Annotated in this window: 12 protein-coding genes; 8 read left to right on the forward strand and 4 right to left on the reverse strand. The window is 71.2% G+C overall.

Annotated elements, in window-relative coordinates:
- Positions 1 to 76 precede the first annotated feature (76 nt).
- On the forward strand, positions 77 to 3,133 hold the full coding sequence (locus D2K64_RS10535; protein WP_162306175.1) for an acetoacetate--CoA ligase: 3,057 nt from the start codon (positions 77 to 79) through the stop codon (positions 3,131 to 3,133).
- 24 nt (positions 3,134 to 3,157) lie between these two features.
- Here the strand turns inward: D2K64_RS10535 and D2K64_RS10540 are convergent, their stop codons facing one another.
- Complete coding sequence (locus tag D2K64_RS10540) at positions 3,158 to 4,213, reverse strand: aldo/keto reductase (RefSeq protein ID WP_120008304.1); 1,056 nt, start codon at positions 4,211 to 4,213, stop codon at positions 3,158 to 3,160.
- Positions 4,214 to 4,366: 153 nt separating this feature from the next.
- Between D2K64_RS10540 and D2K64_RS10545 the strand changes: the two genes are divergently transcribed.
- The 4 genes from D2K64_RS10545 (at position 4,367) to D2K64_RS10560 (ending at position 8,775) form a co-directional block, all read left to right on the forward strand.
- On the forward strand, positions 4,367 to 5,296 hold the full coding sequence (locus tag D2K64_RS10545; RefSeq protein WP_120008305.1) for an AraC family transcriptional regulator: 930 nt from the start codon (positions 4,367 to 4,369) through the stop codon (positions 5,294 to 5,296).
- Between the two features lie 67 nt (positions 5,297 to 5,363).
- Positions 5,364 to 7,022, forward strand: coding sequence for a peptide ABC transporter substrate-binding protein (locus tag D2K64_RS10550; protein ID WP_120008306.1), 1,659 nt, complete (start codon positions 5,364 to 5,366; stop codon positions 7,020 to 7,022).
- Positions 6,995 to 7,951, forward strand: a complete 957-nt coding sequence (locus D2K64_RS10555) for an ABC transporter permease (RefSeq protein ID WP_238384120.1) — start codon at positions 6,995 to 6,997, stop codon at positions 7,949 to 7,951. Before D2K64_RS10550 ends, D2K64_RS10555 begins: the two co-directional genes overlap by 28 nt.
- Positions 7,948 to 8,775, forward strand: a complete 828-nt coding sequence (locus D2K64_RS10560; RefSeq protein ID WP_120008308.1) for an ABC transporter permease — start codon at positions 7,948 to 7,950, stop codon at positions 8,773 to 8,775. Before D2K64_RS10555 ends, D2K64_RS10560 begins: the two co-directional genes overlap by 4 nt.
- A 15-nt stretch (positions 8,776 to 8,790) precedes the next feature.
- Here D2K64_RS10560 and D2K64_RS10565 read toward each other — a convergent pair whose 3' ends face one another.
- The 3 genes from D2K64_RS10565 to D2K64_RS10570 form a co-directional block, all read right to left on the reverse strand.
- Positions 8,791 to 9,669, reverse strand: coding sequence for an isocitrate lyase/PEP mutase family protein (locus D2K64_RS10565; RefSeq protein ID WP_238384121.1), 879 nt, complete (start codon positions 9,667 to 9,669; stop codon positions 8,791 to 8,793).
- Positions 9,670 to 9,730: 61 nt separating this feature from the next.
- Complete coding sequence (locus D2K64_RS24355; RefSeq protein WP_157985803.1) at positions 9,731 to 9,889, reverse strand: hypothetical protein; 159 nt, start codon at positions 9,887 to 9,889, stop codon at positions 9,731 to 9,733.
- Positions 9,890 to 10,183: 294 nt separating this feature from the next.
- Positions 10,184 to 10,849: an IclR family transcriptional regulator gene (locus D2K64_RS10570; RefSeq protein ID WP_162306176.1), complete on the reverse strand. Its 666-nt coding sequence runs from the start codon at positions 10,847 to 10,849 to the stop codon at positions 10,184 to 10,186.
- A gap of 55 nt (positions 10,850 to 10,904) precedes the next feature.
- Between D2K64_RS10570 and D2K64_RS10575 the strand changes: the two genes are divergently transcribed.
- From D2K64_RS10575 to D2K64_RS10585, 3 genes are read left to right on the forward strand one after another with little or no spacing between them, the layout of a single operon-like run.
- Entirely contained in the window at positions 10,905 to 12,128 is a 1,224-nt protein-coding gene (locus D2K64_RS10575; protein ID WP_120008310.1) for a CaiB/BaiF CoA transferase family protein, read from the forward strand.
- A complete protein-coding gene (locus D2K64_RS10580) occupies positions 12,125 to 13,066 on the forward strand; it encodes a hydroxymethylglutaryl-CoA lyase (RefSeq protein WP_120008311.1) in 942 nt (313 codons plus the stop codon). The genes D2K64_RS10575 and D2K64_RS10580 overlap by 4 nt, the downstream gene beginning before the upstream one ends.
- Before the next feature lie 55 nt (positions 13,067 to 13,121).
- Positions 13,122 to 13,919: a tetratricopeptide repeat protein gene (locus D2K64_RS10585; protein ID WP_120008312.1), complete on the forward strand. Its 798-nt coding sequence runs from the start codon at positions 13,122 to 13,124 to the stop codon at positions 13,917 to 13,919.
- Position 13,920 lies beyond the last annotated feature (1 nt).

Raw genomic sequence — 13,920 nt, forward strand, 5'->3', positions numbered from 1 at the left:
AATCTCCACGGGGATGTGTAGTGTGTTTTTTCGTCGGTCCCGGAAAAACACAGCCTGATCTTCCTTGGAGACGATGATGGACGGGCTGCCTGGTGCCGATCACTCCCTCCTGCACGCCGTCGGCGTCAGCGAGCGGCAATCGATGTGGAGCGACATCTCGCAGATGCAGGCGTTCCGCCTGCATCTGGCCGAGCGCGGCGCCGCATGGGCGCAGGAGCACGAGGATTTCCATGCCGCGTCGGTGCGGCATTTCCGCGCCTTCTGGCGCGAGTTCCTGCACTGGTCGCAGCTGGAACATGGCGGCAGCGTCGCGCAGGTTTGCACCAGCGACACGGCCGAGGCGGCGCTGTTCTTTCCGTCGGTGCAGTTGAACTACGCCGCCAGCCTGCTGTCGCGCCGCTGGTCCGATGATCTGCCCGCCGTGACGGCGCTGGGCGGGGCCACGGGTCCGGTTCGGCTGAGCCGCGGCGCGCTGCGGCACCGCGTGTCGGCCCTGGCAACAGCGCTCCATCAGCTCGGCATCCGCCCCGGCGACCACGTGGTCGGCGTGATGCGCAACGATGCCGAGGCGGTGACTGCGGCACTGGCCGCCACCGCCATCGGCGCGACCCTGGCCACCGCCGCTCCCGAGATGGGCAGCGAGGCGATCCTCGACCGCTTCGCGCCGCTGCGGCCGCGCCTGCTGTTCGCGCATCTGGCACCCGCGCCGCATGACCAGGGCGAAGCGCTGGCCCAGCGCGTCGCCGCCATTGCCGGCGCCCTGGAGGATTGCGCCACGCTGGTCGCGCTGGATGACGCGCCGATACCCGACGGGCTGCGGCAGCCGGTGCTGCGCGCCGCGGCACTCTACGACACCGCTCCGGAAGCGGACGCTGCCGGGTGGCCGCAATTGCCGTTCAACCACCCGCTCTTCGTGTTGTTCTCCTCCGGCACCACGGGCCGGCCGAAATGCATCGTTCATGGCGCCGGCGGCACCCTGATCGAACATGTCAAGGAGCACCGGCTGCACTGCGACCTGCGCCCGGGCGACCGGCTGTTCTTCCAGACCGGCTGCGGCTGGATGATGTGGAACTGGCAGCTTTCCGCCCTGGCCTCGGGCGCCGAGATCATTCTCTACAGTGGCGCCGTCACCGAGACCGACCGGTTCTGGCGCATCGTCGCGGAACAGCAGGCGACGCTGTTCGGCACCAGCCCGCCCTATTTGCGCATGAGCGCCGCCGCCGGGCTGGAGCCCGGCCGCGACCTGGATCTCACGGCGCTGCGCGGCGTGCTCACCACCGGCTCCGTGCTGGAGGAGGCGCAGCACCTCTGGGTGCATCGCCACGTGAAGCCGGTGCCGGTGCAATCCATCTCCGGTGGCACCGACATCATCGGCTGCTTCGTGCTCGGCCATCCGCACCGCCCCGAGATTCCCGGCCAGATCCAGAGCCGTAGCCTGGCGCTCGACGTGCGCATGCGCTCGGCCGAGGGCGATGACGTACCCGGCGCGGTGGGTGAGCTGATCTGCGCCAATCCCTTCCCCTCGCGCCCGCTCGGCTTCTTCGGCGACACCGGCGGCGAGCGCTTCCACGAGGCGTATTTCAGCCAGAATCCCGGTGTGTGGACGCATGGCGACCTGGCGGAGATCACGCCCGAGGGCGGCATCCGCATGCATGGCCGCTCGGACGGCGTGATGAAGATCCGCGGCATCCGCATCGGTCCCGCGGAAATCTACCGTGTGGTCTGCCGCTTTCCGGAAGTGCGCGACGCCATGGTGGTGGCGCAGCGCCAGCCCGACGGCGATCGCGCGGTGCTGGCCCTGGTGCTGGAACAGGGCACGCGGCTGACCCCTGCTCTGGTTACGGCGCTGCGCCGCGCCCTGGTGCATGAGGCGTCCGCCGCGCATGTGCCGGAAGTGGTGATGCAGGTGGATGCGCTGCCGGTCACCCATACCGGCAAGCCATCCGAAGCAGCTATGCGCGACGCGGTGAACGGCGTGCCGGTGCGCAACATCGCCGCACTGGCCAATCCCGGCTGCATCGATGCGCTGGCGAACCACCCCGGATTGCGCGGCAACCATGCAATCGACCTCGGCGACCGGGCAGAGGCCGACACCGAAAGCTTCCTGCGCGCGCTGTGGGAGGAACTGCTGGGCGTGTCGCCGATCGGCCGTGACGAGGATTTCTTCGCACTGGGCGGCCATTCCCTGCTGGCGGGGCGGCTGTTCGGCGAGATCGAGCAGCGGCGCGGCCTGCGGCTGCCCATCGCCACGCTGTTCGGGGCGCCCACCATCGCGGCGCTCGCCGCCGTGCTCGACGCGCCGCAGCGCGACGGCACGCAGCGCCTTGTGGCGATGCGTGCCGCAGCAGGCAGCACGAAGCCGCCCTTGTTCCTGGTGCACAGCATGGCCGGGCGCATGCTGGAACTCTGGGCGCTGCAACGCGCCCTGACGACGCCGCGCGCGGTGTTCGGCATCGAGGCGCGCGGCTTCGAATCCGGCATGGCTGCGCAATCCTGCGTCCACGACATGGCCGCCGACTACATCCGGGTGATGCGCACGCAGCAGCCGCAAGGGCCCTACACCATCGGCGGCTATTCCTTTGGCGGGCTGGTGGCGCTGGAGATGGCGCAGCAGCTGCGCGCCGCGGGGGAGACGGTGGAGCAGCTGATCATCATGGACGCCATGGTGCATCCGGCGCGGCTGCCGGCGCCGCAGCGCCTCAGCCATCTGCTGACGCGGCCGGGGCGCGATCTCCGGGCGCTGCTCAGCGCGCCGCCCGGGCAGCGGCTGGACTGGATCGCCAAGAAGCTGATCGTGGCCACCGACCGGGTGCGGGTGAAGCTCGGCCAGCCCGCGCGGCGTCTCGACCTGGTGGGCAACCTGGTGGAGGAAGCCCACCTGCCGGATGATCTGCGCCGGGTGCGCGGCGGCATGCTGACCGCCGCGCGCAACTACCGTCCCCAGCCCTATGCGGGAATGATGACGCTGATCCATCCGGAGCAGCAGGGTAACCAGAACATGCTGCGGCTGTGGCGCAAGCTGGCGCGCGGCGGGCTGACGGTGCGGGCGGTGCAGGGCGACCACTTCACCATGATCCTGCCGGCCGAGGTCGCGTCCCTGGCCGCGGCGCTGGATGCGTCCCTGGCGGCTTGAGCCGCCAGGGGGTTCCGCAGGGCCTCAGCGCGCCGTCTTCGGCGTCCGCAGGCCCCGCGGGCCGTCGCGATAGGTCGCCTGCCGCTCCAGCATCCAGCCGGGGTATTCCGGCGGCAGCTGGCTGACGGCCTCCAGCGCCGCCAGATCCTCGCCGCTCAGCCGCAGGTCTGTGGCGCCGAGATTCTCCGCCAGCTGCTCGGGCCGCTTGGCGCCGATGATGACGCTGGTCACCGCTTCCTGGTGCAGCAGCCAGGCAAGCGCCACCTGCGCCATCGTCGCGGCGTGACGGGCCGCAACCTCGCGCAGCACGTCGATCACGGCATGGCCTCGCTCCGGATCCACGGGCGGGAAATTGAAGCTGGCGCGGCGGCCATCCGGTGCCGCCTGGGCGGCACGATCGTACTTGCCGGACAGAAAGCCTCCGGCCAGCGGGCTCCAGACCATCAGCCCGACTCCTTCCGATTTCAGCATGGGGATCACCTCCCGCTCCAGGTCACGTCCCGCGAGGGTGTAGTAGGCCTGCAGCGAGGCCACGGGCGCGAAGCCGCGGCGCTCCGCGATCCCGGCCGCCTTGGCCACCTGCCACGCGGCCCAGTTGGACAGGCCGACGTAGCGCACGAGCCCCTGCCGCACGAGCTGGTCCAGCGCGCCCAGCGTTTCCTCGACCGGCACTGCTGGGTCGAAGCCGTGGATCTGGTAAAGGTCGATATGGTCCAGCTGCAGCCGCCGCAGGCTGGCCTTGGCCTGGTCCAGGATGTGGCCGCGCCCGGCGCCCGCGTTGTTCGGCCCCGGCCCCATCCGGCCGAGCACCTTGGTGGCGATCACCACCTCCTCCCGCGCCACGCCCAGGTTGCGCAGCGATTGGCCAAGGATCCGCTCCGACAGGCCTTCAGCATAAACGTTTGCGGTGTCGATGAGATTGACGCCGGCTTCCAGCGCGGCGCGCACCAGCGCATCCGCCTCCCGCTGCTGCAGGGCGCCGATCTGCCGCCACATCCCCTCGCCACCGCCAAAGGTCATGGTGCCCAGGCACAACTCGGAGACGAACAGGCCGGTGCGGCCGAGTGGCTTATATTGCATGCGATCTGCTCCGTTCCACGCGCAGGGGCTCGCCCCACGCCTGACCCGTGAGGTGGCTCCGGCAGCTGCTGGGACCAATCCCGATCCTGGCATCCTCTTGCACGATCCTCTCACCCGGCCCATCTGGCGGCACACACGAAGGCGGAGCCTTGCATGACCCTGCTGGCGGAGATGGCCGCCCTGGCGCTGCGGCATGCGCCGGAATGCGGCCGCACCAGCCCGGCGCCCGGCCTGTTGCTGATGCGCGCCGACGGCACCACCGGGCCGGTGGGCGGCCTGTACGGCCCCTCGCTCTGCGTGGTGCTGCAAGGCGCCAAGCGCACCAGCCTCGGCAGCAGGAGCTTCCGCTACGATGCCGGCAAGTACCTCGTCGCGTCGGTCGATCTTCCCGTCACCGGCCGCATCATCGAGGCGTCGCCGCGGCAGCCCTACCTGGCCATGGCATTGTCCATCGATGCCGCCAGCCTCTCCGCCCTGCTGCTGGAGAACGAGGCCGACACCGCGGCGCCGCCCGCACCCGGCCTAGCCATCTGCACGCTGGAGGCGGAGCTGGCCGAGCCGCTGCTGCGCCTGCTGCGGCTGCTTGACCGGCCGCGCGACATTCCGGCGCTGCTGCCGCTGCTCAGCCGGGAGATCCTGTACCGGCTCCTGCAGGGTCCGCAGCGCGGCATGCTGCGGCAGCTGGCGTTGGCCGGCAGCCCGACGGCGCGCATCGCCCGTGCCATCGGCTGGATCCGTGAACATTACGACGCGCCGCTGCGCATCGAGGCGCTGGCGCGGCTGGCGCATATGAGCCCCTCCACCTTCCATCGCCACTTCAGGGCGGTGACGGCGCTGACGCCGCTGCAGTTCCAGAAGCAGCTGCGGCTTCAGGAGGCGCGCCGCCGCCTGCTCGCCGGCGAGGCGGAGATCGCCTCGGTCGGCTTCGCCCTCGGCTATGAGAGCCCGTCGCAGTTCAGCCGCGAATACCGCCGCCTGTTCGGCGAGCCGCCGGGCCGCGACGGCGCGGCGCTGCGCGCGGCGCTGGGTCCCGCCGGCACCACCGCAGACCCGGCCGCGCTGGCGGCGGTGCAGCAGGGCTGAACCGCGCAGGCGCCACGCCGTCCTGTTTGCGCTACCGCGGCGCGGCATCCTTCTGCATCATCCGGCGATGCGACATCTCCTTGCCGTGCTTCTGGCCCTCCTCCTGTTCACCCTGCCGGCCGCCGCCCAGGCACCGCGCGACAGCCTGGTGATCGGCCTCAGCCAGTACCCGTCGAACTTCCACCCCAACATCGAGAACATGGCGGCCAAGGCGTACATCCTCGGCTTCGCCCTGCATCCGGTGACCGCCTACGACGCGGAATGGAAGCAGAGCTGCATCGCCTGCACGCGGCTGCCGAGCCTGGAGAATGGCGACGCGGTGCTGGAAACCACGCCGGACGGCAAGCCGGGCATCCGCGTCACCTGGCAGCTGCGGCCGGACTGGAAGTGGGGCGACGGCACGCCCGTCACGCCGGAGGATTTCCGCTTCGCCTGGGAGGCCGGCCGCGCCTTCGAGACCGGCCTCGGTCCGGCCGAGTTCTATCGTTCGGCCTACCGCTTCGAGAGCGCCGGCCCGCACAGCATCACCCTGCATTTCGACAAGGTAACCTTCGACTATGCCGGGCTCGGCCAGTTCCAACCGCTGCCGGCGCGCATCGAGCGGCCGATCTGGGAAGCGGACCGCGCGAATTACCGCACCCGCTCCGCCTATGAGACCGACACCACCAACGCCGCCTTGTATAACGGTCCGTACCGCATCGCCGCGGTGCAGCCGGGCGCCGGCGTGACGCTGGAGCGCAACCCGCATTGGGGCGGCCCGGCTCCCGCCTTCAACCGCATCCAGCTGCGCACAGTGGAAAACAACGCGGCGCTGGAGGCACAGCTGCTCGCCGGCCAGATCGACATGGTTGCCGGCGAACTCGGCCTGCCGCTGGAGCAGGCGACGGCCCTGCAGCGCCGCACCGGCGGGCGCTTCCGCTTCCACTACAATCCCGGCCTCACCTACGAGCACATCGACCTCAACCTGGAGAACCCGGTGCTGGCCGATCGCCGCGTGCGGCAGGCGCTGCTGCACGCCGCTGACCGGGCGCAGATCGTGGCGCGGCTATTCGGCGGACAACAGGAGGTGGCGCATGGCGGCGTGCACCCGCGCGACGCCGGCTTCGATCCCGGCATTCCGCAATATCCCTTCGATCCGGCGCGCGCCCGCGCCCTGCTGGACGAGGCCGGCTGGACGTCCGGTGCCGGCGGCCTGCGCCGCAACGCCGCAGGCGAAACACTGTCCTTCGACTTCATGACCACCGCCGGCAACCGCACGCGCGAACAGGTGCAGCAGATCCTGGCGGGCATGTGGAAAACCATCGGCGTCGATGCGCGCATCCGCAACGAGCCACCGCGCGTGTTCTTTGCCGAAACCGTGTCGAAGCGGCGCTACGGCGGCGCGGCGATGTTCGCCTGGGTCAGCAGCCCAGAGAACGTGCCGCGCACCATCCTGCATTCGGATGAGATCGCCACCGCCGCCCGCAACTGGTCCGGCCAGAACTACACCGGATACAAGGATGCCGAGGTGGACCGGCTGATCGAGGCGCTGCCGCTGGAACTGGACGCAAACAAGCGCCGCCCGCTCTGGGCCGGGTTGCAGCGGCGCGTCGCCACCGATCTGCCTTCCCTTCCGCTGTGGCACCGCTCGGACGCGCATGTCTGGCCGCAATGGCTGGACGGCGTGACGCCCACCGGCCACCAGAACTATTCCTCCTTATGGGTGACGCAATGGCGGGTGCGCTGAACCTGCTGCTGTGGCGGATGCCGCAGATGGCCATCACGTTGGTGCTGTTGTCGCTGGCCGCCTGGTTTTCCATCGGGCTGATGCCGGGCGATCCGGTGTCGCTGGCGATGATCTCCGACCCGCGGCTCACGCCCGCCGACATCGAGCGGCTGCGCGCGCTGCACGGCCTCGACCAGTCTCTGATCGCCCGCTATCTCGCCTGGGCCGGCGGCGTGCTGCGGGGGGAGTTCGGTTATTCGCGCCTGTTCGCCCAGCCGGTGTGGCGGGTGCTGTGGCCGGCGCTGCTCTCCACCCTGGCGCTGGTCGGCACGGCGGTGCTGCTGGCAGCCGGGCTCGGCATCGCATTGGGGGCGCTGGCGGCCCTCCGGCCGCGCGCCGCACCGGTGGTCGACGGCTTGGCGCTGCTGGCGCAGGCGGTGCCCTCCTTCTGGCTCGGCATCCTGCTGATCATCCTGTTCGCGGTGCGGCTTGGCTGGCTGCCGGCGGGCGGCGCGCCGGATGCGGGCCATTCCGCCCTGCCTTTCCTGGTGCTGCCGGTGGCCACCATCGCCTTCGGCCAGATGGCGGGCTATGCGCGTCACGCCGCCGCGGCGTTGTCCGCCGAATTGTCCCGCCCGCACATCACCAGCGCCCGCGCCCGCGGCGCCGGGGAACGGCGCCTGCTCTGGCACCATGCCTTGCCCAACGCCGCCGTGCCGCTGCTGACGCTGCTGGCCCTCGATGCCGGGGCGCTGGTGTCGGGCGCGCTGGTGACAGAAACCGTGTTCGCCCGCCCCGGCATGGGCAAGCTGCTCTACGACGCGGTGATGGGCAATGACTACAACTTGGCGCTGCTGGCGCTGCTGCTGGTCGCACTGGTGACCATGCTAGCGACGCTGCTGGCGGATCTGGCGCAGCGCTGGATCGATCCCCGGATCGGTGAGCGATGACGCGCCTGCATCTGGGCCTCGCCCTGCTGCTGCTGCTGCTGCTGGCCGCGGTGGCGGCACCCTGGGCGCAAGCTTGGCTCGGGACCGATCCCTTCGCGCCCGACCTGTTCGCCCGCTATGCCGGGCCGTCACCGGATCATCCCCTCGGCGCCGACGAGTTGGGCCGCGACCTGCTGCTGCGGCTGCTCTACGGCGCCCAGGTTTCGCTCGGTGTCGGGCTGGCGGCGGCGCTGGCGGCCAGCGTGCTGGGCACCGCGCTCGGTCTGCTGGCGGCTTGGCGCGGCGGCTGGGTGGACGCGGTGCTGATGCGGTTGGCGGACGGACTGCTGGCGCTGCCCGCATTGCCGATTCTGGTGCTGCTGGCCGCGATGGACCCGGCGAAGCTCGGCCTGCCGCGCGGCGAGGCCGCCACCGACATGCTGCGCATCGTGGCCATTCTGGTGATCTTCGGCTGGGTCGGCGTGGCGCGGCTGGCGCGCGCAGGCGCGCTGTCGCTGCTGGCCACCGATTACATCCGCGCGGCGCGGGCGCTGGGCGTCACCGAGGCGCGGCTGCTGTGGCGGCACGTGTTGCCGGGCCTGGCCGCACCGGTGGCGGTGGCCTGCGCCCTCGCCGTGGCCGGAGCCATCCTGACCGAAAGCGTGCTGAGTTTCCTCGGCCTCGGTATCCAGCCGCCCAGCCCGTCCTGGGGCAACATGCTGGCCAACGCGCAGGAAGCGGTGTTCGAGGCGCCGCTGGCCGCGCTGTGGCCGGGACTGGCGATCCTGCTGGCGGTCGCGGGATGCGCGCTGGTGGCGGACGGCGTGGCGCGGCGCGGCCGCTGACCGCGCCGCTTGCCCTCACCCGCCGAAGCGGGTGGCCCATTCCTGCTGCCCGTGCAGCCCGACCACCTCGGCAAACTCGCCGTAGCTCACCATGGCCCCGGCACGGGCCCGCGGCGTGCCGTCCCGCTTCAGGGCGGACAGTGTCTCCGACACGGCACGCATCGCGGTGAACAACGTGCTGACGGCGTAGAAGACGATGCTGAAGCCCATCTGCTGCAGCACATCCGCGGTCAGCCCGACGGTTTCGGTGCCGTCCACCACCGTCATCACCTTGGGCCCCTGGATGGCGCGCGCCACCGCTTCGGTTTCGGCAATCGTCTTGATGCCGTCGACGAAGACGAGGTCGATGCCGGTGTCCTGGTAGCGCCGGGCGCGTTCCAGCGCCGCGTCGATACCGGCGGCGGCCAGGGCGTCGGTGCGGCCGATGATCAGCATGTCATCCATGCCGCGCGCCGCCACCGCCGCCCGCAGCCGCTCGGCGCTTTCCTCGGCCTCCATCAGCCGGATGCCGCTCAGTTGCCCGCAGCGCTTGGGCGCCATCTGGTCCTCCAGATGCAGCGCGGCGACGCCGGCCTGCGCGTAGTCCCGCACGGTGCGGCGGATGTTCAGCACGCCCCCATAGCCGGTATCGGCATCGGCGACCACCGGGATGCCGACGGCCCGCGCCATGCTGCGGGCGTGCTCCGCCATCTCGGTGCCGGTGAGCAGCCCGAGGTCGGGCTGCCCCAGGCGCGCCGCGGTGGCGCCCAGGCCGGTCATGTACACGGCAGGGAAGCCGGCCCGCTCCACCAGCCGCGCGGTGAGCGAATCCGGCGCGCCCGGCGCCATGACGATGCCGCGCCCCATGGCGTCGCGCAGCGCGGTGGCGGGATGAAACGAGTTGCTGTGGCTCAAGGGACGCTCCTGCCTTCTGGCTTGTTGTCTTCCGACCCGCCCGAGAACTGGGCCGGTCCGGTCATGGCGGCGCCGGGTTCAGCGCTTCGCGCCGAAGCGCGCGACTGACGGCGAGGCACAGGCCGCAGCGCCCGATCTGGGCCTGCCCGAAGATCCAGCAGGCGTTGACCAGAGCGGCACGCAGCCATTCCTCGACAAAGGCCGGGAGCGATCGTGGCATTTCCATCCGCCGTCGCGACATCATCGAATGCCTCCGCCCGGACGGCCACACCAACCGCGCAGAAAGGCCGCGATCAGCATCCCGGCATCGCCGTTGCCTCGTCCCAGTATCGAAGATCCGATACGTCGTGTCCCGAGGGAAAAGCTCATCCGGCATCCGTTGCGCCGGCCCCACGGCGACAACGGTTGAAGCGTCATGCCGATGGCCGATCAACCGACAACCGCCCGGCGCGCCCGGCGAGACAGCGCCCAGGGGCGTGCCGGTTGGGGCGCCAAACCCTCCGCCTGCGGCAGCTCAGCCACCCAGGGTGCGACGCAGTGCCGCAGCCTCGCGCAGCAGGGCCGCTTCCATGGGCGCGCGGCGGGCGGGGTCCTGCAGCCGCGTCACCGTCCCCGACAGGCAGAGTGCGCCGAGCAGCGCGCCGCCGGCGCCGCGCACCGCCGCCGCCACGGCCGCCATTTCCGGGTCGCGCTCGCCCAGAGACACCACCACGCCTTCCGGTGCTTCGCGCAGCACATGGCCGGCGGCGCCGCGGTCCAGCGGCAGCAGGCTGCCGGGCACCAGCCTGTCGCGCACGGCATGGCGGCCCTCCTCGCGTAGCAGGCAGAGCCGCGCCTCGCCCTGGCGCACATAGAAGCTGGCGTTCTCGCCGGTCTCGTCGGCGAGGCGGCGCAGCGCCGGCGGCACCACCACCCGCAGCGGCGCCGGCTCGGCCCGCAGCCCCAGCACCATTAGTGCCGGACCCAGCCGCCAGCGCGCCGCCTCCCCGTCCCGCAACAGCATCCGCGCCCGCTCCAGCGACGCGATCAGCCGGAGCAGCGTGCTTTTGTACAGCCCTGTTCGTCGCGCCAGCTCGGCCAGCGGGAGGGCTTCCTCCCCGGCCTCGAAGGCGAACAGCACCGAAAGCGCCCGGTCCACCGCGCCGACACCCTCCTCCGGCGCTTGCGGCTTGACCGCCATGCCGACACCATCCATGCTAAAACAGAACGCTATTCTGTCTAACGGAACATACGTCATGTCAAGCGAAGCGGCCAAGCCTCCTTCTCCTATTGGTCCCCTCGCCGGCCTGCGCGTGCTGGATTTCGGCCACACCGTGATGGGTCCCACCTGCGGCGTGGTGCTGGCTGACTTGGGCGCCGAGGTGATCCGCATCGAGCCGCCGGACGGCGACCGCACCCGTCGGCTGGGCGGCTTCGGCACCGGCTTCTTCGCCACCTACAACCGCAACAAGCGCTCGCTGGCGCTGGACCTGAAGGACCAGCGCGGCGCCGAGATCCTCCGCCGCCTGGTGCTGACCGCCGACGTGCTGGTGGAGAATTTCGCCCCCGGCACCATGGAGCGGCTGGGCCTCGGCTGCGAGGCGCTGCGCGCCTTGAACCCGCGCCTCGTCTACTGCGCGCTGAAGGGCTACCTACCAGGTCCCTACGAGGCGCTGCCGGCGCTGGATGAGGTGGTGCAGATGCAGGGCGGGCTGGCGCACATGACCGGGCTGCCGGGGCGGCCGATGCGCGCCGGCACCTCGGTGGTGGACATCATGGGCGGCGTGTTCGGCGTGGTCGGCATCCTGGCGGCGCTGCGCCAGCGCGAGCAGACCGGCGAAGGCCAGAAGGTGCAGGCCTCGCTGTTCGAAAGCGTCGCCTTCATGGTCGGCCAGCACATGGCGGCCGGCGCCATCGCCGGGGAGCGGGTGCCGCCGATGACCGCGCGCCGCATCACCTGGGCGATCTATGACGTGTTCCAGGCGCAGGATGGGCAGGTCTTCGTCGGCGTCACCAGCGACCAGCACTGGCAGCGTCTCTGCCAGCATCTCGACCTCGACGAAATGGGCGCGGACCCGGCACTGGCCAGCAACGCCCAGCGCGTCGCCGCACGGGAGCGCATCATGCCCGTGCTGGAAGCGCTGATCGCCGCATGGCCGGTGGAGGAGGTGCTGCGCCGCTGCCGCGCGGCCTTGATCCCCTGCGCCCCCGTCGCCCACCCCGAGGATCTGTTCACCGATCCGCACCTGCTGGCCAGCGGCATCATGGGCGAGACAGCGCTGACCGAGCATCTTTCCGCGCCGATCCCGATGACCCCGGTGCATCTGGGCGATAGCCGGGTAACGCTACGCCACCAGCCGCCGAAGCTCGGCGAGGGCAGTGCCGCGATCCTGGCCGAACTCGGCATCACGCCGGAGCAGCAGGCCATCCTGGCCCGCGACCATGTGCTGACCCTGCCCGCCGAGGAGACCGCCGCATGACGCTGCCCCGCCGCATCGAGATCCGCGAGGAAGGCCCGCGCGAGGGCTTCCAGTTCGAGAAGGGCGAGATCGCGACCGCCCGCAAGCTCGAATTGATCGAGGCCCTGGCGCAGACCGGGCTGCGCCACATCCAGACCGTGTCCTTCGTCGATCCCCGCCGCGTGCCCGGCATGGCGGATGCCGAGGCGGTGTGTGCCGGGCTGACGCCGCACCCCGGCGTCACCTACAATGCGCTGTGGCTGAACCCGAAGGGCTTCCTGCGAGCGCTGGTGGCGCCGAACATCGCGCTGGAAGGCAGCGTATCCGTTTCGGCGTCCGAGGTGTTCGGCCGCCGCAACCAGAACCGCGATCGGGAACAGGATCTCGCCGCCGCGGCCGCCCTGATGGCCCTGTACGCCCAGCACCGTGTGCCCCTGGCGCGGATCACCATCATGGCGGCCTTCGGCTGCAATTTTCAGGGCGAGGTGCCGATCGGCGCCGTGCTGGACCGGATCGAGGCGCTGCTCGCCCTGGCCGGCGGGGCGGGGCTGGAGCGTCCCTACGTTTCCCTGGCCGACACCATGGCCTGGGCCACGCCGCCGGCCATCCAGCGCGTGGTGGGGGCGGTGCGGGAGAAATGGCCGGACCTGGAGGTGTCGCTGCACCTGCATGACACGCGTGGCATGGCCATGGCCAATGCCTGGGCCGGGCTGCAAATGGGCGTGGCACGCTTCGACGCCGCCATCGCCGGTCTGGGCGGCTGCCCCTTCGCCAGGCATGCGGGCGCCGCCGGCAACATCTGCACCGAGGACCTGGCGCTGCTCTGTGCCGAAAGTGGCATCGAGACGGGACTTCAGCTGGAGAGACTGATGGCGGCCGGACGTCTGGCCGAGGAGGTGGTGGGCCATCCCCTGCCAGGACGGGTGAAGCAGGCCGGGCTGCTGATGGCCAACGCCTGAGAAAATCATTGTTACGGCTTGTTGCGAATTCCTCGCAACACGGTCAAGCTGCGCCATGCCTCGCCCCCCAGCCCCGCCACCGCCCCTGCCCCTGGCCACCATCCGCGAGGCCGAGCCCGACACGCTGGCCGCAGCCTTCGCCGGGCCGCCGGACGAAGCCGCCCGCTGGCTTGCGGCGGCGGCCCGTGCCGGCATGACGCAGGCCCAGGTGCTGTACGGCCAGAGCCTGCTCCAGGGCCGCGGCGTCCGGGAGGACCGGGCGGCAGCCCTGCGGTGGTTCCAGGTGGCCGCCGGCGCCGGGAACCTCGAAGCCCTGAACATGGTGGGCCGCTGCCATGAACTGGGCTGGGGCACGCAGCAGGACCCATCCCGCGCGGTGTCCGTGTACCGCCAAGCCGCCGAGGCGGGGCATGCCTGGGCGCAGTACAACCTGGCCACCCTGCTGGCGCGTGGCATCGGAGCGGAGCCGGATCTGCCGGAGGCGATCCGCTGGTTCAACCGCGCCGCCGCCCAGGGCCATGCGAGGTCCATGACGGTGCTGGGCCGGATGCTGGAAGACGGTGTCGGCGGCCCGGCCGATGCCGGGGCGGCCCATCAGCTCTACGCCCGCGCCGCTGCGGCGGGCGATTGCCGGGCCCAGTTCAACATGGGTACGCTGGCCCTCGCCGAGGGCCGCCTCGATGATGCCGAGCAATGGTTTTCCCAGGCTGCCAGAACCGGAACCCCGGGCTTTCTCAGAACCATGGCGGCCAAGCTGCGGGAGCGGCCTGAAGCCGCGCTGAGAAGCCTCGGCGAGGCGCTCGCGGCCGATCCGCGCCTGTCCTGGCCCGACGCGCCCGGCTGCCCGACCTAGG

Origin of the sequence: Teichococcus vastitatis, assembly GCF_003604215.1 — a bacterium.
Classification (GTDB): domain Bacteria; phylum Pseudomonadota; class Alphaproteobacteria; order Acetobacterales; family Acetobacteraceae; genus Pseudoroseomonas; species Pseudoroseomonas vastitatis.

What these genes read in the sequence shown, in the direction of transcription:
- D2K64_RS10535 (WP_162306175.1), top strand. Translation starts at nt 77, where the DNA reads ATGGACGGGCTGCCTGGTGCCGATCACTCCCTCCTGCACGCCGTCGGC.
- D2K64_RS10575 (WP_120008310.1), top strand. Translation starts at nt 10,905, where the DNA reads ATGTCAAGCGAAGCGGCCAAGCCTCCTTCTCCTATTGGTCCCCTCGCC.
- D2K64_RS10545 (WP_120008305.1), top strand. Translation starts at nt 4,367, where the DNA reads ATGACCCTGCTGGCGGAGATGGCCGCCCTGGCGCTGCGGCATGCGCCG.
- D2K64_RS24355 (WP_157985803.1), bottom strand. Translation starts at nt 9,889, where the DNA reads ATGCCACGATCGCTCCCGGCCTTTGTCGAGGAATGGCTGCGTGCCGCT.
- D2K64_RS10555 (WP_238384120.1), top strand. Translation starts at nt 6,995, where the DNA reads ATGGGTGACGCAATGGCGGGTGCGCTGAACCTGCTGCTGTGGCGGATG.
- D2K64_RS10585 (WP_120008312.1), top strand. Translation starts at nt 13,122, where the DNA reads ATGCCTCGCCCCCCAGCCCCGCCACCGCCCCTGCCCCTGGCCACCATC.
- D2K64_RS10550 (WP_120008306.1), top strand. Translation starts at nt 5,364, where the DNA reads ATGCGACATCTCCTTGCCGTGCTTCTGGCCCTCCTCCTGTTCACCCTG.
- D2K64_RS10560 (WP_120008308.1), top strand. Translation starts at nt 7,948, where the DNA reads ATGACGCGCCTGCATCTGGGCCTCGCCCTGCTGCTGCTGCTGCTGCTG.
- D2K64_RS10580 (WP_120008311.1), top strand. Translation starts at nt 12,125, where the DNA reads ATGACGCTGCCCCGCCGCATCGAGATCCGCGAGGAAGGCCCGCGCGAG.
- D2K64_RS10570 (WP_162306176.1), bottom strand. Translation starts at nt 10,849, where the DNA reads ATGGCGGTCAAGCCGCAAGCGCCGGAGGAGGGTGTCGGCGCGGTGGAC.
- D2K64_RS10540 (WP_120008304.1), bottom strand. Translation starts at nt 4,213, where the DNA reads ATGCAATATAAGCCACTCGGCCGCACCGGCCTGTTCGTCTCCGAGTTG.